Annotated in this window: 22 protein-coding genes; 13 read left to right on the forward strand and 9 right to left on the reverse strand. The window is 62.7% G+C overall.

Features of this window, described 5'->3' with window-relative positions; all coding sequences use genetic code 11:
* Window positions 1-11: 11 nt before the first annotated feature.
* The 4 genes from lpxK to H045_RS10980 all read right to left on the reverse strand — a co-directional run bounded on the left by lpxK (window position 12) and on the right by H045_RS10980 (window position 4,417).
* A complete protein-coding gene (gene lpxK, locus H045_RS10965; RefSeq protein ID WP_015372390.1) occupies window positions 12-1,022 on the reverse strand; it encodes a tetraacyldisaccharide 4'-kinase in 1,011 nt (336 codons plus the stop codon).
* Window positions 1,022-1,450 (reverse strand): ExbD/TolR family protein, encoded by a 429-nt coding sequence (locus H045_RS10970; protein WP_003232159.1) that lies wholly within the window; start codon window positions 1,448-1,450, stop codon window positions 1,022-1,024. The genes lpxK and H045_RS10970 overlap by 1 nt, the downstream gene beginning before the upstream one ends.
* Window positions 1,447-2,082, reverse strand: coding sequence for a MotA/TolQ/ExbB proton channel family protein (locus tag H045_RS10975; protein WP_015372391.1), 636 nt, complete (start codon window positions 2,080-2,082; stop codon window positions 1,447-1,449). Before H045_RS10975 ends, H045_RS10970 begins: the two co-directional genes overlap by 4 nt.
* Window positions 2,083-2,191: 109 nt before the next feature.
* Window positions 2,192-4,417, reverse strand: coding sequence for a DNA internalization-related competence protein ComEC/Rec2 (locus H045_RS10980; RefSeq protein ID WP_236277538.1), 2,226 nt, complete (start codon window positions 4,415-4,417; stop codon window positions 2,192-2,194).
* 135 nt (window positions 4,418-4,552) lie between these two features.
* On the opposite strand from H045_RS10980, the gene H045_RS10985 reads away from it, so the two are divergent.
* From H045_RS10985 to H045_RS11000, 4 genes are all read left to right on the forward strand, one after another.
* Complete coding sequence (locus tag H045_RS10985; RefSeq protein WP_015372393.1) at window positions 4,553-5,068, forward strand: DUF2062 domain-containing protein; 516 nt, start codon at window positions 4,553-4,555, stop codon at window positions 5,066-5,068.
* A 135-nt stretch (window positions 5,069-5,203) separates the two neighbouring features.
* Window positions 5,204-7,957 (forward strand): response regulator, encoded by a 2,754-nt coding sequence (locus H045_RS10990; RefSeq protein WP_015372394.1) that lies wholly within the window; start codon window positions 5,204-5,206, stop codon window positions 7,955-7,957.
* Window positions 7,958-8,038: 81 nt separating this feature from the next.
* Complete coding sequence (locus H045_RS10995; protein WP_003232149.1) at window positions 8,039-8,479, forward strand: hypothetical protein; 441 nt, start codon at window positions 8,039-8,041, stop codon at window positions 8,477-8,479.
* Window positions 8,476-8,877 (forward strand): META domain-containing protein, encoded by a 402-nt coding sequence (locus tag H045_RS11000; RefSeq protein WP_003232146.1) that lies wholly within the window; start codon window positions 8,476-8,478, stop codon window positions 8,875-8,877. Before H045_RS10995 ends, H045_RS11000 begins: the two co-directional genes overlap by 4 nt.
* Window positions 8,878-8,991: 114 nt before the next feature.
* Here the strand turns inward: H045_RS11000 and H045_RS11005 are convergent, their stop codons facing one another.
* The gene (locus tag H045_RS11005; protein WP_003232144.1) at window positions 8,992-9,453 is read right to left on the reverse strand and encodes a TlpA disulfide reductase family protein; all 462 of its coding nucleotides are present in this window, start codon (window positions 9,451-9,453) and stop codon (window positions 8,992-8,994) included.
* Window positions 9,454-9,568: 115 nt separating this feature from the next.
* Between H045_RS11005 and arsC the strand changes: the two genes are divergently transcribed.
* On the forward strand, window positions 9,569-9,922 hold the full coding sequence (gene arsC, locus H045_RS11010; protein WP_015372395.1) for an arsenate reductase (glutaredoxin): 354 nt from the start codon (window positions 9,569-9,571) through the stop codon (window positions 9,920-9,922).
* The gene (gene wrbA, locus H045_RS11015) at window positions 9,919-10,524 is read left to right on the forward strand and encodes an NAD(P)H:quinone oxidoreductase (RefSeq protein ID WP_015372396.1); all 606 of its coding nucleotides are present in this window, start codon (window positions 9,919-9,921) and stop codon (window positions 10,522-10,524) included. The genes arsC and wrbA overlap by 4 nt, the downstream gene beginning before the upstream one ends.
* Window positions 10,525-10,605: 81 nt before the next feature.
* Here wrbA and H045_RS11020 read toward each other — a convergent pair whose 3' ends face one another.
* Both H045_RS11020 and ttcA read right to left on the reverse strand, forming a co-directional pair.
* On the reverse strand, window positions 10,606-11,277 hold the full coding sequence (locus tag H045_RS11020) for a DNA-3-methyladenine glycosylase I (protein WP_015372397.1): 672 nt from the start codon (window positions 11,275-11,277) through the stop codon (window positions 10,606-10,608).
* Window positions 11,278-11,344: 67 nt separating this feature from the next.
* Window positions 11,345-12,169, reverse strand: a complete 825-nt coding sequence (gene ttcA / locus H045_RS11025) for a tRNA 2-thiocytidine(32) synthetase TtcA (protein WP_015372398.1) — start codon at window positions 12,167-12,169, stop codon at window positions 11,345-11,347.
* 177 nt (window positions 12,170-12,346) lie between these two features.
* Between ttcA and H045_RS11030 the strand changes: the two genes are divergently transcribed.
* The 7 genes from H045_RS11030 (at window position 12,347) to H045_RS11060 (ending at window position 16,451) form a co-directional block, all read left to right on the forward strand.
* Window positions 12,347-12,841 (forward strand): SprT family zinc-dependent metalloprotease, encoded by a 495-nt coding sequence (locus H045_RS11030; protein WP_003232136.1) that lies wholly within the window; start codon window positions 12,347-12,349, stop codon window positions 12,839-12,841.
* 173 nt (window positions 12,842-13,014) lie between these two features.
* On the forward strand, window positions 13,015-13,407 hold the full coding sequence (gene tusD, locus H045_RS11035) for a sulfurtransferase complex subunit TusD (protein ID WP_015372399.1): 393 nt from the start codon (window positions 13,015-13,017) through the stop codon (window positions 13,405-13,407).
* A 1-nt stretch (window position 13,408) separates the two neighbouring features.
* Window positions 13,409-13,759 (forward strand): sulfurtransferase complex subunit TusC, encoded by a 351-nt coding sequence (gene tusC / locus H045_RS11040; RefSeq protein ID WP_015372400.1) that lies wholly within the window; start codon window positions 13,409-13,411, stop codon window positions 13,757-13,759.
* A complete protein-coding gene (gene tusB / locus H045_RS11045; protein WP_003232130.1) occupies window positions 13,759-14,037 on the forward strand; it encodes a sulfurtransferase complex subunit TusB in 279 nt (92 codons plus the stop codon). The genes tusC and tusB overlap by 1 nt, the downstream gene beginning before the upstream one ends.
* The gene (locus H045_RS11050; protein WP_003232128.1) at window positions 14,034-14,369 is read left to right on the forward strand and encodes a TusE/DsrC/DsvC family sulfur relay protein; all 336 of its coding nucleotides are present in this window, start codon (window positions 14,034-14,036) and stop codon (window positions 14,367-14,369) included. Before tusB ends, H045_RS11050 begins: the two co-directional genes overlap by 4 nt.
* Complete coding sequence (locus H045_RS11055) at window positions 14,366-15,367, forward strand: glycosyl transferase family protein (RefSeq protein WP_015372401.1); 1,002 nt, start codon at window positions 14,366-14,368, stop codon at window positions 15,365-15,367. The genes H045_RS11050 and H045_RS11055 overlap by 4 nt, the downstream gene beginning before the upstream one ends.
* An 88-nt stretch (window positions 15,368-15,455) precedes the next feature.
* Entirely contained in the window at window positions 15,456-16,451 is a 996-nt protein-coding gene (locus tag H045_RS11060; RefSeq protein ID WP_015372402.1) for a glutathione S-transferase family protein, read from the forward strand.
* Window positions 16,452-16,685: 234 nt separating this feature from the next.
* On the opposite strand, the gene cysG is transcribed toward H045_RS11060, so the two are convergent.
* Window positions 16,686-18,080, reverse strand: coding sequence for a siroheme synthase CysG (gene cysG, locus H045_RS11065; RefSeq protein ID WP_003232124.1), 1,395 nt, complete (start codon window positions 18,078-18,080; stop codon window positions 16,686-16,688).
* A complete protein-coding gene (serS, locus tag H045_RS11070; RefSeq protein ID WP_003232123.1) occupies window positions 18,081-19,361 on the reverse strand; it encodes a serine--tRNA ligase in 1,281 nt (426 codons plus the stop codon). It abuts the gene before it with no gap.
* Window positions 19,362-19,377 lie beyond the last annotated feature (16 nt).

A 19,377-nucleotide genomic window follows, 5' to 3' on the forward strand; every position in this document is an offset into this window, starting at 1 on the left:
AAAGAAGCGTATTAGGGCAAGGGACGTGCGGGCAGCAGGCGCGTCAGCTGCGTGTCGAACCAGGCGATAAACGCCGGCGACGGCAGCGCATCCACCGCAAGGTACCACCAGTCGGGCTGTGCAAAGGCGCGGCACTTCACCGCGTCCTTCTCGGTCATCACCAGTGGCAACGACGGAGTAAAACTCAAGACCTCGGCGCTGTAGTGCGCGTGGTCGGCAAACCCATGGGGTATGGGCTGCCAGTGTAGCGTTTCAAGGGTAGTGAAGAAACGTTGCGGGTTGCCTATACCGGCGACCGCATGCACGGCCTGCCCCGCCGGAAAATGGTCAACCGGCCTGCGCTCGCCGCTGTACAGGTTGATCAGTGCGGTGGGCTGCAGGCGAAAGGCAAAACCGTCTTCGCGATCGGCACCTGCGCCGTTATACAACAGCGCATCGACACTCTGCAGACGCTCCACCGGCTCGCGCAGTGGCCCGGCAGGCAGGCAACGGCGGTTACCCAGGCCACGGGCGGCATCGATCAACACCAGTTCAAGATCACGGGCCAGGCGGTAATGCTGCAGGCCGTCGTCAGACAGAATCAGGTCCAGCGGTTCGCTTTCCAGCAAGGCTTGTACCGCACGGCTGCGGTCGGGGTCGATCATCAGCGGCACACCGCTGCGCTGCACGATCAGCAACGGCTCATCGCCGGCCACGGTGGCACTCTGGTCGGCCTCGACCCGCCAGGGCAGTTGCGGCGGTTTGGCGCCGTAACCACGACTGACCACGCCCACGCGCAGACCGGCGCGACGGCAGTGTTCGATCAACCACAGAATCAACGGCGTCTTGCCGGTACCGCCCACGGTGATATTGCCCACCACCACCAGCGGCACGGGCGCTTTATAGATCTCGCCCTCTCCCGCCACGAAGCGCGCGCGCTTGCGCTGCACCACCCGACGATATAGACACTCCAACGGCGTCAGCAGTGCAAGGGCCGGATGGCCCGCGTACCAGGCCTGGAGCAGACGGTCGGAGATTGCCATCAGGGTTGCCCCGCCGCCTCGACAGTGCTCATGCGTAAATGGCTGAAGCCCAGCTTGCCGGCGGCGTCCATCGCAGTGATCACGGCCTGGTGCTGGGCCTTGCCATCGGCACTGATGGACAGCGGCATTTTGGTGTCGCCGCCGGACTCCTTCTGCAACGCATCCATCAGGCTGTTGAGGTCGTTTTTCTCCAACAACTGGTTGTTCACGGTGAACACGCCGTCAGCGCTGATGGCGATGTCCAGTTGCTTGACCTGCTGGTCCTCGGCCGGCGAGCCGCTCACCGCCTCGGGCAGGTCGACACGCAGCGCGGTCTGCCGGGTGAAGGTGGTGGTCACGACAAAAAACAGCAGCAGGATAAACACCACGTCGATCAGCGACGCGAGGTTGATATCGACATTTTCCCGTCGCTTGCGGCGAAATTTCACACCTTGTCCTCAACCAGGTCCACGTCACGGTCGCCCTGCACCACTTCTACCAGCTTGATGGCTTCCTGCTCCATGCCCACCACCAGCTCATCGATGCGCCGTTGCAGGAAACGGTGGAAGAACACCGAAGGAATACCCACCATCAGGCCCGCTGCGGTGGTGATCAAGGCTTTGGAGATACCGCCGGCCAACACCGCCGCGTTGGTGGTCATGCCCGAGCCCATGAACGAGCTGAAGATATCGATCATGCCCAGCACGGTGCCGAGCAAGCCGAGCAACGGCGCCATCGCGGCGATGGTGCCGAGCGCATTGATGTAGCGCTCCAGCTCATGAATGACGCGGGCGGCGGCCTCTTCGATGCATTCTTTCATGATCTCGCGACCATGCTTGGAGTTGGCCAGGCCCGCCGCGAGGATTTCTCCCAAGGGCGAATTGGCGCGCAGTTCCTTGAGCTTCTGTTTGTCGAGCTGCTTGTTCTTGATCCAGCCCCACACCTGCCCCAGCAGATGCTCGGGGGTCACCCGACTGGCACGCAGGGTCCACAGACGTTCGGCAACGATGCCGAGTGCGGCGATGGAACTCAAGATGATCGGCAACATCATCCAACCACCGGATTTGACCAATTCCCACACAGTGAATGTCCCCTCGAAAAAGTGCGCCACTTTACCATATAGGTTCGGTCACGGGGCTCGTCGGCGACGGGCCCGCCCGTCGCAGCCCTTGAGTGGGTTGGATGGCGGATCAGCGTAACGGTTCACGCCAGAACCGGCGTTGCGCGCGTGCAACCTGCGCCGGCTGGAAGGCCCCCAATTGCAGGCGCACCGCACCGTGCTCGGCGCTGTCATACACGCGGCTGCCCAATGCCCGGTAACGCTCCATGACCTGGGCATGAGGATGACCGAATGCATTGCCACGCCCACGGGAGATCAGCACCGACGTGGGTGCCAACTGCTGCACAAAAGGCCGGGACGACGAACTGCGGCTGCCATGGTGGGGGACCTGCAGCCAGTCGGTGCGTTGCGCCAGCGGCGAGTCGAGCAAGGCACGCTCGGCGGCGCGATCAATATCGCCGGTGAGCAGCAACCGTTCGCCGTTGGCCTGTACCTGCAACACGCAGGACTTCGGATTGCCGTCGACGGCGCCAGGCCATTGCCACAGCTCGAATGACACGCCGTCCCACTCCCAGCGTTCGCCACTGAGACACGGTTGAGTGCCGAGAAACCCGGGCAGGCCGTCGGTTTCACCGCCCACCACGCGCTTGACCGGCAGCCCTCGCACCACTGCGGCCGCCCCGCCGGCATGGTCGGCATCGGCGTGGCTGATCAGCATCAAATCCAGTGACGCGATACCGAGTTTTTTCAGCGACGGCAACACCACCCGCGCGCCCAGGTCTGTGGCCCGCGAACGGGGGCCGGCATCGTAAAGCAGGGTGTGATGACGGGTACGCAGGACAATCGCCTGCCCCTGCCCAACATCCAGCTGCAAAACCTCGGCCCGTCCATGGGGCACCGGCTCGCGCGGTGGAAACACCGCCAGCAACAGCATCGGCCAGCCCAACAGCCGAAAAGGCACGCCGCCGGGCAGCAGCACGATCACCGCGCCGGCCAGACTCACCAGCCAGTACCCCAAAGACACTTCAGCCGGTATCCACGCCGGCAGGTACCCGGCCAGCAAGGCAAGACCCTGGAACAACAGGTCCAATGCGCCACCCGCCAACCACAGCACGACCTCCCCCACCAACGGCACCGCCAGCAGGAAAGTTCCCAGCAATGCCAACGGCAACACCACAAGACTGATCCACGGAACAGCAATCAGATTGGCCAAGGGAGCACTCAGGCTGATCGGCAAACCCAGTATCAACAACAAGGGGAAAAGACCGATGGCGATCAACCACTGCGGGCGCGTCCAGGCCTGCCAAAGGCTCCAGGGGCCCAATCGCCCGCCGAAGGCCAGTATCAAAACGGCAACGGCACCGAACGATAACCAGAATCCGGGCTGCAGACTGGCCAACGGCTCCAGCACCAGCACCCCGTTGAGTGCCAGCAGCAACGGCCACCAGGCACCCAGATGGCGAAAGCGCAAGCGCCACAGCAACACCAGGCCCACCATGACGCAGGCCCGCTGCACTGGCACACCGAACCCTGCCAGCAGGCCGTAACCCAGTGCTGCAACAAACGCCAGCCCACAGGCCCAGGGCAACCACGGCCAGGTGGCGGGCCAGCAACCATAACGCGCCAGCAACGCGATCAACCCATAGATCAACCCCGCCAACAAGCCTACGTGCTGGCCGGAGATCACCAGCAGGTGCACGGTGCCGGTGTCCTGCAACACTTGCCAGTCTTCGTCCGCCAGCCCGGAGCCGTCACCCAGCACCAGCGCGGCCAATCCCGCTTCGCGGCCCTGGGCATCCACCGCCATCAGGCGCTGGCGCAGCGCATCGCGCCAGGCGTTGCGGGCCGGCGTCAGGCGCTCGCCGTCCTTTACCGTACCGGTCGCGCCGATACGCTGCGCCAACAGCCAGGCTTCGTGATCGAACCCATGAACGTTGAGCAGCCCGGACGGTCGCTTCAGGGTCACGGCCAACCGCCAGCGCTCGCCGCTATGCACCGCCGGTCCACCATGCCAGGACACCCGGATGCGCCTGGGCAAACGGGCATTGCGTGACCGGCTGTCGGCCAGCTCGAAGCGCACGCCGCTGGATGTTTGCTGTGGCAACCCGACCACCCGTCCCTCCAGCCAGCGTGTCTGGCCGTCCAGGGCTGAGGTTAAACGGTCATCCAACGCCCATTGCGCGCTGATGCACGCCCAACTCACACCGAACAGAAAAAAGGCCAGCGCGAAGGTGCGAAACGGCAACAGCATCAAGGCCAATACCGACATGGCCAGCAGCCATCCCGTCGCCGGCAATGCCGGTAGAAAACGCAGGGCCAGCAACCCCAGCGCCAAGGCGAACATCCCTGTCTTCATGAGTCATCCTTTTCAAGTGACCCACTCAGTCATAGCCGGGCGGCGGACGGTGCCCATGATGTTTTGTCACAAAGTCTGAATTTTCTGTTTATAGAATGCGGGCATACTTGCCCCTCGAACTGACCTGGACCCCTTATGCCCCGGCGCTTATTCAAACGGTACATGCCTGACCCCAGCAGTATCAGGGAACACAAGTCATTACAGTTTCTTGGGACCTTGCTGCATGACCCGAACCTTTGGCACCTGAACCGGCATTCGGTGGCGCGGGCCATGGCCGTGGGTCTGTTCGCGGCCTTCATTCCAATTCCCTTGCAGATGTTATTGGCGGCGGTGCTGGCCATCGTGGTGCGGGGCAACATGCCCATCGCCGTCAGCCTGGTGTGGCTGACCAACCCGATCACCATGCCGGTGGTGTTCGTGTGCACCTACATGACCGGCGCCTGGCTGATGAACGTGCCGCCGCGCAGCCTGCCCGAACACCTCACCTGGGAATGGATCAGCGGTCAGCTGAGCACGCTGTGGCAGCCGTTCCTGCTCGGTTCGGTGGTGCTGGGCCTGGTGCTTGGCGCCCTCGCTTATTGCCTGACCATGGGCTACTGGCGCTGGTGGGTCGCGCGCCAATGGAAGCGCCGCAAACTGCGCCGCCGCTGACCCGCCGACACGCCGCACCTGCTCGACACCATTAATTTTCAGGATTCCAGGCCGCGCAAATGGCTACACTGCGCAGGTGGCGCGGGCCGGATGCCCGCGTGGAAGATTGATATCAGTGGTAGCAGGAGAAGTGGCGTGCTTAGAAGAATGGGAATTAAAGGCCGCGTACTGTTGCTGACCTTATTGCCGACCAGCCTGATGGCATTGTTACTGGGCGGGTATTTCACCTGGATGCAGCTCTCGGAGTTGCAGACCCAACTGCTGCAACGCGGCGAAATGATCGCCGAACAACTGGCACCGCTGGTGGCGCCCGCACTGAGCAGCAAGAACGCTGACCTGCTGGAACGCATCGCCACCCAATCCCTCGAGCAGACGGACGTGCGCACCGTGTCGTTCCTCGCACCGGACCGCACGCCCCTGGCCCATGCCGGCCCGACCATGCTTAACCCGCCGCCGACCGGCAATAATTCGCACCTGCTGCAGCGCACCGGCAATGACGCCACGCGCTATCTGCTGCCGGTGTTCGGCCGTCATCGCAACCTGGCCGGCGAGCTGATCCCCGATGAAGCCGACCGCCTGCTGGGCTGGGTAGAGGTGGAACTGTCGCACAACGGCATGTTGCTGCGCGGCTACCGCAGCCTGTTCGCCAGCCTTCTGCTGATCGCTGTCGGCCTGATCTTTACCGCGGCGCTGGCCCTGCGCATCAGCCGCACCATCAACGCGCCGATCGGCCAGATCAAGCAAGCCGTGGCCCAGCTCAAGGACGGCAACCTGGAAACCCGCCTGCCATCGCTGGGCAGCCAGGAGTTGGACCAGCTCGCATCGGGCATCAACCGCATGGCCGAAACGCTGCAGAACGCTCGCGAAGAACTGCAACACAGCATCGATCAGGCCACCGAAGACGTACGCCAAAACCTCGAAACCATCGAAATCCAGAACATCGAACTGGACCTGGCCCGCAAAGAGGCTTTAGAAGCCAGCCGTATCAAGTCGGAGTTCCTGGCCAATATGAGCCATGAAATCCGCACCCCGCTCAACGGTATTCTGGGCTTCACCCACCTGCTGCAAAAAAGCGAACTGTCGCCGCGCCAGCTGGATTATCTGGGCACCATCGAAAAATCCGCCGACAACTTGTTGGGCATCATCAACGAGATCCTTGATTTCTCGAAGATCGAAGCCGGCAAGCTGGTGCTCGACAGCGTCCCCTTCAATCTGCGCGACCTGCTGCAGGACACCCTCACCATCCTCGCCCCCGCCGCCCATGCCAAGCAGTTGGAACTGGTCAGCCTGGTGTACCGCGACACCCCGCTCGCGCTGGTCGGCGACCCGCTGCGCCTCAAGCAGATCCTGACCAACCTCATCAGCAACGCGATCAAGTTCACCCGTGAAGGCACCATCGTTGCCCGGGCAATGATCGAGGACGAACAGGAAGACAGCGTACAGCTGCGCATCAGCGTGCAGGACACCGGCATCGGCCTGTCGAGCCAGGATGTGCGCGCGCTGTTCCAGGCGTTCAGCCAGGCCGACAATTCGCTGTCACGCCAGCCCGGCGGCACCGGCCTGGGATTGGTGATTTCCAAGCGCCTGATCGAACAGATGGGCGGCGAAATCGGCGTCGACAGCACTCCGGGCGAAGGCTCGGAGTTCTGGATCAGTCTCAACCTGCCCAAGACCCGCGACGATGTCGACGACCTGCCCTCTGCGCCGTTGCTCGGCCGCCGCGTTGCGGTGATGGAAAACCACGAACTGGCGCGTCAGGCCTTGCAGCATCAGCTGGAAGACTGCGGTCTGGCAGTGACGCCGTTCAATACCCTGGAAAGCCTGACCAACGGTATCACCAGCGCTCACCAGACCGAACAGGCCATCGACCTCGCGGTGCTTGGCATTACCGCCAATGACATTCCGCCCGAGCGCCTCAACCAGCACCTGTGGGACCTCGAACATCTGGGTTGCAAAGTACTGGTGCTGTGCCCGACCACTGAACAGATGCTGTTCAACCAGTCGGTGCCCAACCCCAACAGCCAGTTGCAGGCCAAACCTGCGTGCACGCGCAAACTGCGCCGGGCCCTGGCCGACCTGATCAGCCCGCGCCCCTCGCGCGCCGAGCCTGGCGAGCCGCTGTCCAGCCGTGCACCGCGAGTACTTTGCGTCGACGATAACCCGGCGAACCTGTTGCTGGTGCAGACCCTGCTCGAAGACATGGGCGCCAAGGTGCAGGCCGTGGACAGCGGTTACGCGGCGATCAATGCGGTGAAGCAGGAAACCTTCGACCTGGTGTTGATGGATGTGCAGATGCCGGGCATGGACGGACGCCAGAGCACCGAGGCGATTCGCCAGTGGGAAAGCGAACGCCACGGCACGCCGCTGCCGGTGGTCGCGCTCACGGCCCACGCCATGGCCAACGAAAAACGCGCGCTGCTGCAGAGCGGCATGGACGACTACCTGACCAAGCCGATCAGCGAGCGGCAGCTGGCCCAGGTGGTATTGAAATGGACCGGCCTGGCCCTGCGCAACCAAGGGCCCGAGCGGGTCACCGAAAACCTCGGCCACGGCGTGCAATTGCAAGTGCTCGACCATGAGGAAGGCCTGCGCCTGGCCGCGGGCAAGACCGACCTGGCGGCCGACATGCTCGCCATGCTGCTGGCGTCGCTGGAGGCCGACCGCCTGGCCATCACCGTCGCCCGCGAAGCCAATGACAATCAGGCCCTGATCGAACGCGTCCACCGCCTGCACGGTGCCACGCGCTACTGCGGCGTGCCGCAACTGCGCGCCGCCTGCCAGCGCGCCGAAACCTTGCTCAAGCAGGACGACGCCAAGGCCACAGCGGCGCTGGATGAACTGGACATGGCCATCACCCGGCTGGCCAGCGAGGCACGAGTAAGCGCCTGACTCTTGTTGATCAGCGGTCACATACCGGGCTCATGATAGGCAGGCACCCGTGATAGGATGCCGCGCCTATTTGGAGGATCCATGGCCGAACACGATTTCCGCTTCAGCTTGCTGAGCCCGCAACACACCCTCATCGAATGCCGCGCCCTGGTGCCGGGCCGTTACCAAGTGACCGGCAACGGCGGTTCGATCAAGCATGGCGACGTGCTGATCGTCACCCTGCGCGGCAGTAAAACGCTGTCGATGCGACTGACCGTCGAAGGGGACGCACGCTACTCGATCCGCCCTGCCGGCCAGTGGGTTGCCATGGCCCACGGGCCGCAATTCGGCGAGCTGGAGATTCACACCTGGAAGGTCAACTGCGACAGCTGCGACAGCGTGCTGGAATTTGAATTTGCCGTTGAAACCAAACTGACCAAAGCGCCGCTGCAACCGGCGGCCAACGCGCGTATCAAGGAGTTGGGCTGGACCAGCGATGGCGACAGGCACCGCTGCCCGAAATGCCAGCAGGCCGCACAATGAGAGGCCTGCTGCTCGTCGCCCTTGCAGCTGGCCTGAGCGGTTGCGCCGGTAACACGGTCACGCTCAAGCAGGATCACAGCTACGTGGTGGAATGGATCGGTGAACGGCCGCTGATGGATGACGCGAACCTGACGGTCACCCTCGGCGCCGATGGCCGCGCTTACGGCAACGGTGGCTGCAACCACTGGTTTGCGCCCTACACCGTCAACGGTAACGCCCTCAGCTTCGGCAAAATCGGCAGCACCCGCAAGCTCTGCGCCGCAGCCCTGATGGAGCAGGAACAGCGCTTCTTTCAGGCCCTGCAAGGCGTGCAACGCTGGGACCTCTCGCCCATCGAACAGACCCGCTTCTGGCCGGCCGAAGGCAAACCGATTCGCCTGTGGCTTGAAGAAGGCTGATCGCAGAGTTGACGCACACCCAATGAGGGAGGGGGCTTGCCCCCGATGGCAGCGTGTCAGTCCATACATCGGTTGACTGACACACCGCTATCGGGAGCAAGCCCCCTCTCACATTTAGCCGCGCAATGCCTTGAGTTTGGCCAACACCCCCGCCGCCGTCTGCTCGCCCATCAACTGCTCGCGCACCTTGCCCTTGTCGTCAATGATGTAGGTCACCGGCAACGCCTCGCTGCGCGGAATATCAAAGAGTTCTTCGGGGTTCTGCGCCAATACGGTGAACTTGATCCCCAGCTTCTCGCTGGCGGCCTTGAGTTCCTCGCCTTGCACATTGTCGAAATTGACCCCGAACACGCCGACGTTCTGGGCTTTGAGCTGTTCAGACAACGCATTGAGCTCGGGGATTTCCGTGCGGCACGGGCCACACCATTCCGCCCAGTAGTTGACCACCAGCCACTGTTTGTCCAGGCGCTCTGCCGCCACTTTCTGGCCGTACTGGTCGACGCCGTAGTCGTTGCCGCAGCCGCTGAGCAGCAGGGTTGTGATGATCGCCAATGCACCGATCAGTCGCCTTGTCATGGAGTAATCCTTCGCAAAAATGAACGTGGGCTGCGACCGGTTGCCTCTTACGGTTTAAGGACGGGCCGCCACGCGGGTAGAATACCCGCCACCTTACGCAAGATGCGACCCGCACATGACCGATCTGACGCTTTATCACAACCCGCGCTGCTCGAAATCCCGCGGTGCGCTCGAACTGCTTGAAGCCCGCGGCCTCGCCCCAACCGTGGTGCGCTACCTCGAAACCCCTCTGAACGCCGCGCAACTGACGGCGTTGCTTGGCAAGCTCGGCATCACCGCGCGCCAGTTGCTGCGCACCGGTGAAGACGAATACAAGACCCTCGACCTGGCCGACGCCACCTTGAGCGAAGCCCAGGTGATCGCCGCCATCGCCGAGCATCCAAAGTTGATGGAACGCCCGATCCTGGAAACCGCCGACAAGGCCGTCATTGGTCGCCCGCCCGAGAAGATACTGGAGATTTTGCCGTGAGTACGCCGTATGTGCTGGTGCTGTATTACAGCCGCAATGGCTCGGTGAGCGAGATGGCGCGGCAGATTGCCCGCGGCGTCGAGCAAGGCGGGCTGGAAGCGCGCCTGCGCACGGTGCCGGCGATTTCCGCCGAGTGCGAAGCCGTGGCGCCGAGTATTCCGCAAGAAGGCGCGCTGTATGCGAGCCTGGACGACCTGAAGAACTGCTCGGCCCTGGCCCTGGGCAGCCCGACGCGCTTTGGCAACATGGCCGCGCCGCTCAAGTACTTTCTTGATGGCACCAGCAACCTGTGGCTCACCGGCGCCCTCGTCGGCAAGCCGGCCGGGGTGTTCACCTCCACCGCCAGCCTGCATGGCGGCCAGGAAACCACACTGATGTCGATGCTGCTGCCGTTGCTGCACCACGGCATGCTGATCACCGGCCTGCCCTACAGCGAACAGGCGCTGCTCGACACACAGGGCGGCGGCACGCCCTACGGCGCGAGCCACCATGCCGGAGCGGACGGCAAGCGCCTGCTCGATCAACATGAAACTGCGCTGTGCCGCGCCCTGGGCCAGCGCCTGGCAAACACCGCCCGGCTGTTGGACGGCCAACCAGGCTAAGGTTCTGCCACCCCTCCCCCACATTTTGCAAGGCATGCCAAATGTGGGAGCGGGGTTGCCCGCGAAGGGCTCCCGTGGGTCTCAATGATTGACGGTATACGCCAGCATCATCGACAACTGACACATCGGCCGCCCGCTCTCGGCGTGCCATTGGTTGAACGCACCCTGCACAGCCGCCAGATCGCGAAGGCTGGTCGGGGCCCTGTCGACGATCTTCTGCGCATTCAGCGCCGCCACCACGTCGTCACTGGGCACAAAGGTGTCCTTGCCGACCATGCGCAAAAAGCGCGGCGCCGACAGCCCGCCCAACTGGTGGCCGTGCTTGCTCAGGTACTTCCATAATCCGACGATATCGGTCACCGGCCAGTCGGCGACAAATGCGCCGAAGCTGCCCTTTTCCTGCTCGATGTCCAGAATCATCTGCGCGTTGCGCGGCACACTCTTGAGCTTGCCCAGGTGGCGGATGATGCGCGTGTCCTGCATCAGCCGTTCCAGGTGCTCGGCGCCCATCAGCACCACTTTCTCCGGGTCGAAGCCGAAGAATACCTGCTCGAATGCCGGCCACTTGGCGTCCACCACGCTGTGCTTCAAGCCTGCGCGAAACACCCGCAACGCCAGGGTCGACAGGTAGCGGTCATCGCTGATCTTGCGCAGCTGCGCCGGCGTTTTGGGCGTTGGCAGGTGGGCTTCCAGCTTGGCCGCCGAGCCGAAGCGGTTCAGACAATATTCGTTCAGCCACTTGTAATCGCGCATGCCCTCTCCCGGGGATTGAAATGAAAACGGCGCCCATGAGCGCCGTCCTTCAGAGCGTTGCAGAGACTCAGAGGTTCACTACATTGACGAAGCGCGAGGCGGCGCTCTCATCGATACGCAGGCTGTTGAAATCGAACAGGTTGCGGTCGGCCAACTGCGACGGGATCACATTCTGCAGGCTGCGAAAGATGCTTTCGGTACGCCCCGGGGTCTTGCGCTCCCAATCCAGCAGCATCTCCTTGACCACCTGGCGCTGCAGGTTTTCCTGGGAGCCGCACAGGTTGCACGGGATGATCGGAAACTGCTTGAGGTCGGAGTAGGCCTGGATATCCTTTTCGTTGCAATACGCCAGCGGCCGGATCACCACGTTGCGCCCGTCATCGGCACGCAGCTTGGGCGGCATGGCCTTGAGCGAGCCGTTGAAGAACATATTGAGAAAGAAGGTTTCGACGATATCGTCACGATGGTGACCCAGCGCCATCTTGGTCGCGCCGATCTCGTCGGCAAAGGTGTAGAGCGTGCCGCGTCGCAGGCGCGAGCACAGCGAGCAGGTGGTCTTGCCTTCGGGAATCAGTGCCTTGACCACCGAATAGGTGTCTTTCTCGACGATGTGGTACTCCACGCCCAATGCCTTGAGGTAGGCCGGCAGCACATGTTCGGGAAAGCCCGGCTGTTTCTGGTCCATGTTGACGGCGACGATGTCGAACTTGATCGGCGCGACCTTTTGCAGGTGCAACAACACATCGAGCATCGTATAGCTGTCTTTGCCGCCGGAGAGGCAGACCATGACCTTGTCGCCGTCCTCGATCATGTTGAAATCGGCAACCGCCTCACCGGCCAGGCGACGCAGGCGTTTTTGCAATTTGTTCTGGTTGACCGTAAGAGTGCCCATGGCGCTTGGATCCGCTGGAGATGTGTGACAAAAGCGCAGCATTTTACCGATAAGACCGCTGAAGTTCCAATGCGCACGCCAAGCCTTCAAATCCTGGGCGATGACCATTCGGCGCCTGACAGATTCGAAAACACTGCGCTTTGCGGCATACTGGACCGCTCTGGAGATAGATACAGCATGTCCGAGCCACTCAATACCCGCGTCGAAGATTGTTTCCTGCAAGCCGAATCCTTTTTCAAACGAAGCTTCAAACGCCCGCAAATCAGCCTCAAGCTGCGGGGCCAGAAAGCCGGTGTCGCGCATTTGCACGAAAACCTGCTGCGTTTCAATCCACAGCTGTACCGCGAAAACACCCAGCATTTCCTGAAACAGACCGTGGCCCACGAAGTGGCGCATCTGATTGCCCACCAACTGTTTGGCGAGCGTATCCAGCCCCACGGCGAGGAATGGCAACTGATCATGCGCGGCGTTTATGAACTGCCGCCGGATCGCTGTCACACCTACGCGGTCAAGCGCCGCCAGGTGACCCGCTACATTTACCGCTGCCCGTGTGCCGACAGCGACTTTGCGTTTTCCGCGCAGCGCCATGGCATGGTGGCTCAGGGGCGGCGGTATCTGTGTCGACGGTGTCGACAGACGTTGGTGTTCAGCGGGGAAACCCGGGTGGAATGAGGGCCTCATCGGGAGCAAGCCTTCTTCCACGCTTGGCTCGGTGAATGCAGTCAAATGTGGGGGCTGGCTTGCCTGCGACAGCGCCCGGCCGATCACCCCACCACTTTGATCACGGCGGGCTTTTTCGCGGCAGCCGCTTTATCATGGGCCCACGTTTGTTTGCCGAGTGTTCCATGAAGTTCGCGATTGCACTGTATAGCGCCGCCCATGCGCCCTCCTCGCGCCGCGCCTTGCTCTTCGCCCAGGCGGCATTGGCTGGCGGGCACGAGATCGTGCGGCTGTTCTTCTACCAGGATGGCGTGTACAGCGCGTCCAACAACATCGTCACGCCGCAGGATGAGCAAGACATCACGCGTCAGTGGCGTGAATTTGTCAGCCAGCATCAGCTCGATGGCGTGGTGTGCATCGCCGCCGCCCTGCGCCGTGGCGTGCTCAACAGCGAAGAGGCCGCGCGTTATCAACGCAGCGCGGTGAACCTGGATGCACCCTGGGCATTGTCGGGCCTGGGGCAATTGCACGACGCTATCCAGGACGCCGACCGCCTGATCTGCTTTGGAGGGCCGTGACATGTCCAAATCCTTGTTGGTGATCAGCCGCCAGGCGCCGTGGTCCGGACCCAGCGCACGGGAAGCCCTGGACATCGTGCTGGCCGGTGGCGCGTTCGATCTGCCGATCGGCCTGCTGTTCATGGACGACGGCGTGTTTCAGCTGGCCTCGGACCAGAACGCCAGGGCCGTGCAGCAGAAGGATCTGGGCGCCAACCTGCAAGCGCTGGAGCTGTTCGGCATCGACGACGTGTTCGCCTGCAACCATAGCCTGGAAGTACGCGGACTGAATGCGCCGGCCAGTGCTCAAGGCCTGGGCAGCGACGCCATTGCCCATTTGCTCGACCGTTACGACCAGGTGATAACCCTCTGATGTCGACTCTCCACGTGCTCTCCCATTCCCCGTTCACCGACACCCGCCTCGACAGCTGCCTGCGCATCTGTGGCGCCGAGGACGCGATCCTGCTCTGCGGCGACGGCGCCTACGGCCTGCAAAACGCGGCCCTGCAAGGCAAAGGCGTAAAAGTCTTCGTGCTGGCCGAAGACAGCCAGGCACGCAACCTGCCATTGCCCGACTGGGCCGACAGCGTCGACTACCCGGGCTTCGTGCAGCTGTGCGTCGACTACGACAAGGTCAACACCTGGCTATGAACACCCTCACCGTAGGCGCGCGCTGCCTCGAACTGGACAAGGACGGCTACCTCGTCGACCTCAACGACTGGTCGGTGGACGTCGCCAACGCCCTCGCCGCTGCCGAAGGCCTGGCACTGACGCCGGCGCACTGGGAAATCCTCGAGTTGCTGCGCGGTTTTTATGCCGAGTTCCAGCTGTCCCCGGCCACGCGCCCGCTGATCAAGTACACCGCCCTGAAGCTGGGCCCGGAAAAGGGCAACAGCCTGCACCTCAATAAACTGTTCAACGGCACTCCCGCCAAACTCGCCGCCAAGCTGGCGGGCCTGCCCAGGCCGACGAATTGCTTATGACCGACTTTGCCCCGCTTACCCTCGCAACGCCTGAAGAGCACCCGTTTGCGCCGTTCGTGCGCATCCTCGGCAAAGGCAAGCGCGGTGCGCGCAACCTGACCCGCGCCGAAGCCCGCGAAGCCATGGGCATGTTGCTCGACGAAAAGGTCGAAGACACCCAGCTCGGCGCCTTCCTCATGCTGCTGCGCCACAAGGAAGAAAGCCCGGAAGAACTCGCCGGCTTCACCGAAGCCGTGCGCGAGCGCCTGAATGCTCCCGCACTGAACGTGGACATCGACTGGCCCACCTATGCCGGCAAAAAGCGCCACCTGCCGTGGTTCCTGCTGGCGGCCAAGTGCCTGGCGCAGAACGGCGTACGCATCCTGATGCACGGCGGCGGCGCACACACGGCCGGTCGGCTGTACACCGAACAATTGCTTGAAACCCTGCAAATGCCCCTGTGCCGCACCTGGCAACAGGTCGAGGCGGCTTATGAACAGGGCAACCTGGCGTTTATCCCGCTGGGCGACTGGGCGCCGCAGTTGCAACGCATGATCGACTTGCGCAACACCCTGGGCCTGCGTTCGCCGATCCACTCGCTGGCGCGCCTGCTCAACCCGCTGAAGGCCCGTTGTGGCCTGCAAAGTATCTTCCACCCTGGTTATCAAGGCGTGCACCGCGATGCCAGCGGCCTGCTGGGCGATAACGTAATTGTGGTGAAGGGCGACGGCGGCGAGATCGAGATCAACCCCGACAGCGTCAGCCACTTGTACGGCACCACGGGCGGCCAGAGCTGGGACGAAGAATGGCCCGCCCTCTCCGCGCAGCGCCACGTCAAACCGGCAAGCCTGGAACCCGAGCATTTAAAGGCGCTATGGCGCGGCGAGGTCGAGGACAGCTACCCGCAACTGGCGCTGATCGCGACCATGGCCCTGGCCCTGCGCGGCCTTGGCCAGCCGCGGGAGCAGGCGTTCGAACGGGCTCGGCAGTACTGGGAAGCGCGGAACAAATCGATTTAATCGATGATTGTCGCCGGGTATTTGCGCTTTTAGTTCGAACTCACGCCTTTAGACTGGGCTCCAACGCTTAATAGCCAAGGAGCCAATCATGGGTTTGCTGATCGAAGGACACTGGAAAGACCAGTGGTACGAAAGTAGCGCAGATGGCGCGTTTCAACGCGAACAGGCACAACGCCGTCATTGGGTGACCGCCGACGGCGCGCCCGGCCCGAGCGGCGAAGGCGGCTTTGCGGCCGAGGCCGGACGCTATCACCTCTACGTGTCGCTGGCGTGCCCATGGGCGCACCGCACCCTGATCCTGCGCAAACTCAAGGGTCTGGAAAGCCTGATCGATGTGTCGGTGGTCAGCTGGTTGATGCTGGAAAACGGCTGGACGTTCGACAAGGCCCACGGCTCCACCGGCGACGCACTGGATGATTTCCAGTTCATGCACCAACGCTATACCGCGGACACCGCCAACTACACCGGGCGCGTCACCGTGCCGGTGCTATGGGACAAAAAACTCAAACGTATCGTGAGCAATGAATCGGCGGAGATCATCCGCATGTTCAACAGCGCGTTCAACGCGTTGACCGGCAACACCCTGGACTTTTACCCCGAGCACCTGCGCCCGACCATCGACGCCCTGAACGAGCGCATCTACCCGGCCGTCAACAACGGCGTGTACCGGGCGGGCTTTGCCACATCGCAGCAGGCGTACGAAAGTGCATTTGATGATGTGTTTGCCGAACTGGACTCTCTGGAACAGCACCTGGGCACGCATCGCTACCTGGCCGGTGAGTACCTGACCGAGGCGGATGTGCGCTTGTTTACCACGCTGATTCGCTTTGATGCGGTGTATTACAGTCACTTCAAATGCAATCTGCGCCGGATTGCCGATTATGCGAATTTGTCGAACTGGCTACGGGAGATGTATCAGTGGCCAGGGGTGGCCGAGACGGTGGATTTTGCGCATATCAAGGGGCATTACTATGCCAGCCATCGCATGATCAATCCTACCGGGATTGTGCCGAAGGGGCCGTTGCAGAGGTTTGACGGCGCACATGATCGCAACAGGCTGACTGGCCAGGGCGTTCACGGCTGACTGCACTTTGGGAAGCGGGCCTGCCTTCAGTTAACTGTGGCGAGCAGGCTTGTCCTGCGCTGGGCTGCGAAGCAGCCCCAAAACCAGGCGCTGAGCCGTATCAGGTACACCGCGTTTTGCTGGATTGGGGGCGCTACGCACCCCAACGCGGGGCAAGCCCGCTCGCCACAATAAGCCCGCTCGCCACAACAGGCGGGTTTGCCCCAAAAAAGGGGTTGCCATAAGGAGGCGATGTCAGACCTGGGCCTGGGCGCCTTCGAACCATTTGAGTTTTTCACGCAACACCACCACCTCACCCACGATCACCAGTGTCGGCGCATGCACTTCATGCTCCGCCACCATGCGCGGCAGGTCGGCCAGGGTGCCGGTGAAGACGCGCTGGTTGGCGGTGGTACCTTGCTGGATCAACGCCGCCGGGGTGTCCGGCGCGCGGCCATGCTGGATCAACTGCTCGCAGATGATCGGCAAACCGATCAACCCCATGTAAAACACCAGGGTCTGCGACGGGCCTACCAGATCACGCCAGGGCAGGTCCGAGGTGCCGTTCTTCAAATGCCCGGTGATGAAACGCACCGATTGCGCATAGTCGCGATGGGTCAGCGGAATTCCAGCATAAGCCGCGCAACCGCTGGCCGCGGTGATCCCCGGCACCACCTGGAACGGGATGCCGTGAGCGGCCAGCTCTTCGATTTCTTCCCCGCCACGTCCAAAGATGAATGGATCGCCACCCTTGAGGCGCAGCACGCGCTTGCCCTGCTTGGCCAGGCTGACCAATTGCTGGTTGATCTGCTCCTGTGGCACCGCGTGTTCAGCGCGACGCTTGCCGACGTACACCCGCTCGGCATCGCGGCGACACAGATCCAAAATCGCCGGAGCCACCAGGCGGTCGTACAGCACCACGTCGGCCTGCTGCATCAGGCGCAGGGCGCGGAAGGTCAGCAGGTCCGGGTCGCCAGGGCCAGCGCCTACCAGATATACCTCGCCCGGCGCATAGGGCGGCGCACCATTAACCTTTTCGATCAACAGGCGCTCGGCTTCAGCGCCCTGCCCGGCCAACTGACGGTCGGCAATCGGGCCTTGAAACACCTCTTCCCAGAACGCGCGGCGTTGCTGCACATCCGGGTACAAGCCTTTGACCTGAGCGCGAAAGCGTGCCGCCAGGCCAGCCAGTTGACCGTAAGTCGACGGAATCCAGGTTTCCAGCTTGGCGCGAATCAGCCGCGCCAACACCGGCGCATCGCCGCCGCTGGACACGGCGATCACCAGCGGCGAGCGGTCGACAATCGCCGGGAAAATCACGCTGCACAAGGCCGGCGCATCCACCACATTGACCGGCACGCAACGACGCTTGGCATCACTGGATACCTGCGCGTTCAACGGCTCGTCGTCGGTGGCCGCGATCACCAGCACGCAACCGTCGAGGTCGGCTTCCTGATAGCCGCGCAGCACGACCTCCCCGCCACTGCCCAGCACCAGTTCATGCAACTGGCCTTCGACCTGGGGAGCAACCACCTGCAGCAACGCACCGGCCTCGGCCAGCAGCCGGGATTTGCGCAAGGCAATTTCCCCACCGCCGACGACCAGTACACGACTGCCGCGCAGGTTATGAAACAGCGGCAGAAATTCCATTTAACCGATGACCTCGACGCCCGCCATGTAAGGCTTGAGCACCTCCGGCACGCGGATCGAACCATCGGCCTGCTGGTAGTTTTCCAACACGGCCACCAGGGTACGGCCAACGGCAAGGCCCGACCCGTTAAGGGTGTGCACCAGCTCCGGTTTGCCGGTTTCCGGGTTGCGGAAACGCGCCTGCATGCGTCGCGCCTGGAAATCGCCGCAATTGGAGCACGACGAAATCTCGCGGTATTTGTCCTGGCTCGGCACCCACACTTCCAGATCGTAGGTCTTCACGGCGCTGAAGCCCATGTCGCCGGTGCACAGCGCCAATACGCGGTAGGGCAGCTCAAGCAGTTGCAGCACGCGTTCGGCGTTGGCGGTCAGGCCTTCGAGCGCTTCCATCGACTTGGAGGGTTCGACTACCTGCACCATTTCGACCTTGTCGAACTGGTGCTGACGGATCATGCCGCGGGTATCACGACCCGAGGCGCCGGCTTCGCTGCGGAAACACGGGCTGTGGGCAACGAACTTGAGCGGCAGCTGTTTGGCGTCGAGGATCTCGCCGGCGACGATGTTGGTCAGCGACACTTCGGCGGTCGGGATCAGGTACAGGTCGGCTTCGCCGTCGCGGCTGATCTTGAACAGATCTTCTTCGAACTTGGGCAACTGGCTGGTGCCCATCAGCGCCGGCGCCTGTACCAGGTAAGGCGTGTAGGCCTCCTCGTAACCGTGCTCGGCGGTGTGCAGGTTGATCATGAACTGCGCCAGGGCACGATGCATGCGCGCAATCGGGCCACGCAGCAAGGCAAAGCGCGCGCCGGACATTTTGGCAGCGGTTTCGAAATCCAGGCCGCCGCTCAGTTCGCCCAGGGCCACGTGGTCCTTGATCTCGAAATCAAACGCTTTGGGCGTGCCCCAGCGACGCACTTCGAGGTTGCCGTCTTCGTCGGCGCCAATCGGCACCGACTCGTGAGGGATATTGGGGATGCCCAACAGGATCGAATCCAGCTCGGACTGGATCCTGTCCAGCTCGACCTTGCCCTCGGACAGCTCGCTGCCCATGCGCTCGACGTCCGCCATCAACGGCGCGATGTCTTCGCCACGCTGCTTGGCCTGGCCGATGGATTTGGAGCGCGCATTACGTTCAGCCTGCAGTGCTTCGGTGCGGGTCTGGACGGTCTTGCGCTGTTCTTCCAGCGCTTCGATGCGCGCAACATCCAAGGCAAAGCCACGGGATGCGAGGCGGTCCGCTACGTCCTGAAGGTTGCTACGTAACAGTTTGGAATCGAGCATGTCGGTCTCTCGTTTA

This window comes from Pseudomonas poae RE*1-1-14 (genome assembly GCF_000336465.1).
In the GTDB taxonomy this organism is placed as follows: Bacteria; Pseudomonadota; Gammaproteobacteria; order Pseudomonadales; family Pseudomonadaceae; genus Aquipseudomonas; species Aquipseudomonas poae.

Excerpts from the sequence above, each read along its gene's own strand:
- H045_RS11000 (WP_003232146.1), top strand. The coding sequence starts at position 8,476 with ATGAGAGGCCTGCTGCTCGTCGCCCTTGCAGCTGGCCTGAGCGGTTGC.
- H045_RS11060 (WP_015372402.1), top strand. The coding sequence starts at position 15,456 with ATGGGTTTGCTGATCGAAGGACACTGGAAAGACCAGTGGTACGAAAGT.
- H045_RS11020 (WP_015372397.1), bottom strand. The coding sequence starts at position 11,277 with ATGCGCGATTACAAGTGGCTGAACGAATATTGTCTGAACCGCTTCGGC.
- H045_RS11050 (WP_003232128.1), top strand. The coding sequence starts at position 14,034 with ATGAACACCCTCACCGTAGGCGCGCGCTGCCTCGAACTGGACAAGGAC.
- H045_RS10985 (WP_015372393.1), top strand. The coding sequence starts at position 4,553 with ATGCCCCGGCGCTTATTCAAACGGTACATGCCTGACCCCAGCAGTATC.
- serS (WP_003232123.1), bottom strand. The coding sequence starts at position 19,361 with ATGCTCGATTCCAAACTGTTACGTAGCAACCTTCAGGACGTAGCGGAC.
- tusC (WP_015372400.1), top strand. The coding sequence starts at position 13,409 with ATGTCCAAATCCTTGTTGGTGATCAGCCGCCAGGCGCCGTGGTCCGGA.
- H045_RS11005 (WP_003232144.1), bottom strand. The coding sequence starts at position 9,453 with ATGACAAGGCGACTGATCGGTGCATTGGCGATCATCACAACCCTGCTG.
- H045_RS11030 (WP_003232136.1), top strand. The coding sequence starts at position 12,347 with ATGTCCGAGCCACTCAATACCCGCGTCGAAGATTGTTTCCTGCAAGCC.
- ttcA (WP_015372398.1), bottom strand. The coding sequence starts at position 12,169 with ATGGGCACTCTTACGGTCAACCAGAACAAATTGCAAAAACGCCTGCGT.
- tusD (WP_015372399.1), top strand. The coding sequence starts at position 13,015 with ATGAAGTTCGCGATTGCACTGTATAGCGCCGCCCATGCGCCCTCCTCG.
- H045_RS10995 (WP_003232149.1), top strand. The coding sequence starts at position 8,039 with ATGGCCGAACACGATTTCCGCTTCAGCTTGCTGAGCCCGCAACACACC.
- tusB (WP_003232130.1), top strand. The coding sequence starts at position 13,759 with ATGTCGACTCTCCACGTGCTCTCCCATTCCCCGTTCACCGACACCCGC.
- cysG (WP_003232124.1), bottom strand. The coding sequence starts at position 18,080 with ATGGAATTTCTGCCGCTGTTTCATAACCTGCGCGGCAGTCGTGTACTG.
- arsC (WP_015372395.1), top strand. The coding sequence starts at position 9,569 with ATGACCGATCTGACGCTTTATCACAACCCGCGCTGCTCGAAATCCCGC.
- lpxK (WP_015372390.1), bottom strand. The coding sequence starts at position 1,022 with ATGGCAATCTCCGACCGTCTGCTCCAGGCCTGGTACGCGGGCCATCCG.
- H045_RS11055 (WP_015372401.1), top strand. The coding sequence starts at position 14,366 with ATGACCGACTTTGCCCCGCTTACCCTCGCAACGCCTGAAGAGCACCCG.
- H045_RS10980 (WP_236277538.1), bottom strand. The coding sequence starts at position 4,417 with ATGAAGACAGGGATGTTCGCCTTGGCGCTGGGGTTGCTGGCCCTGCGT.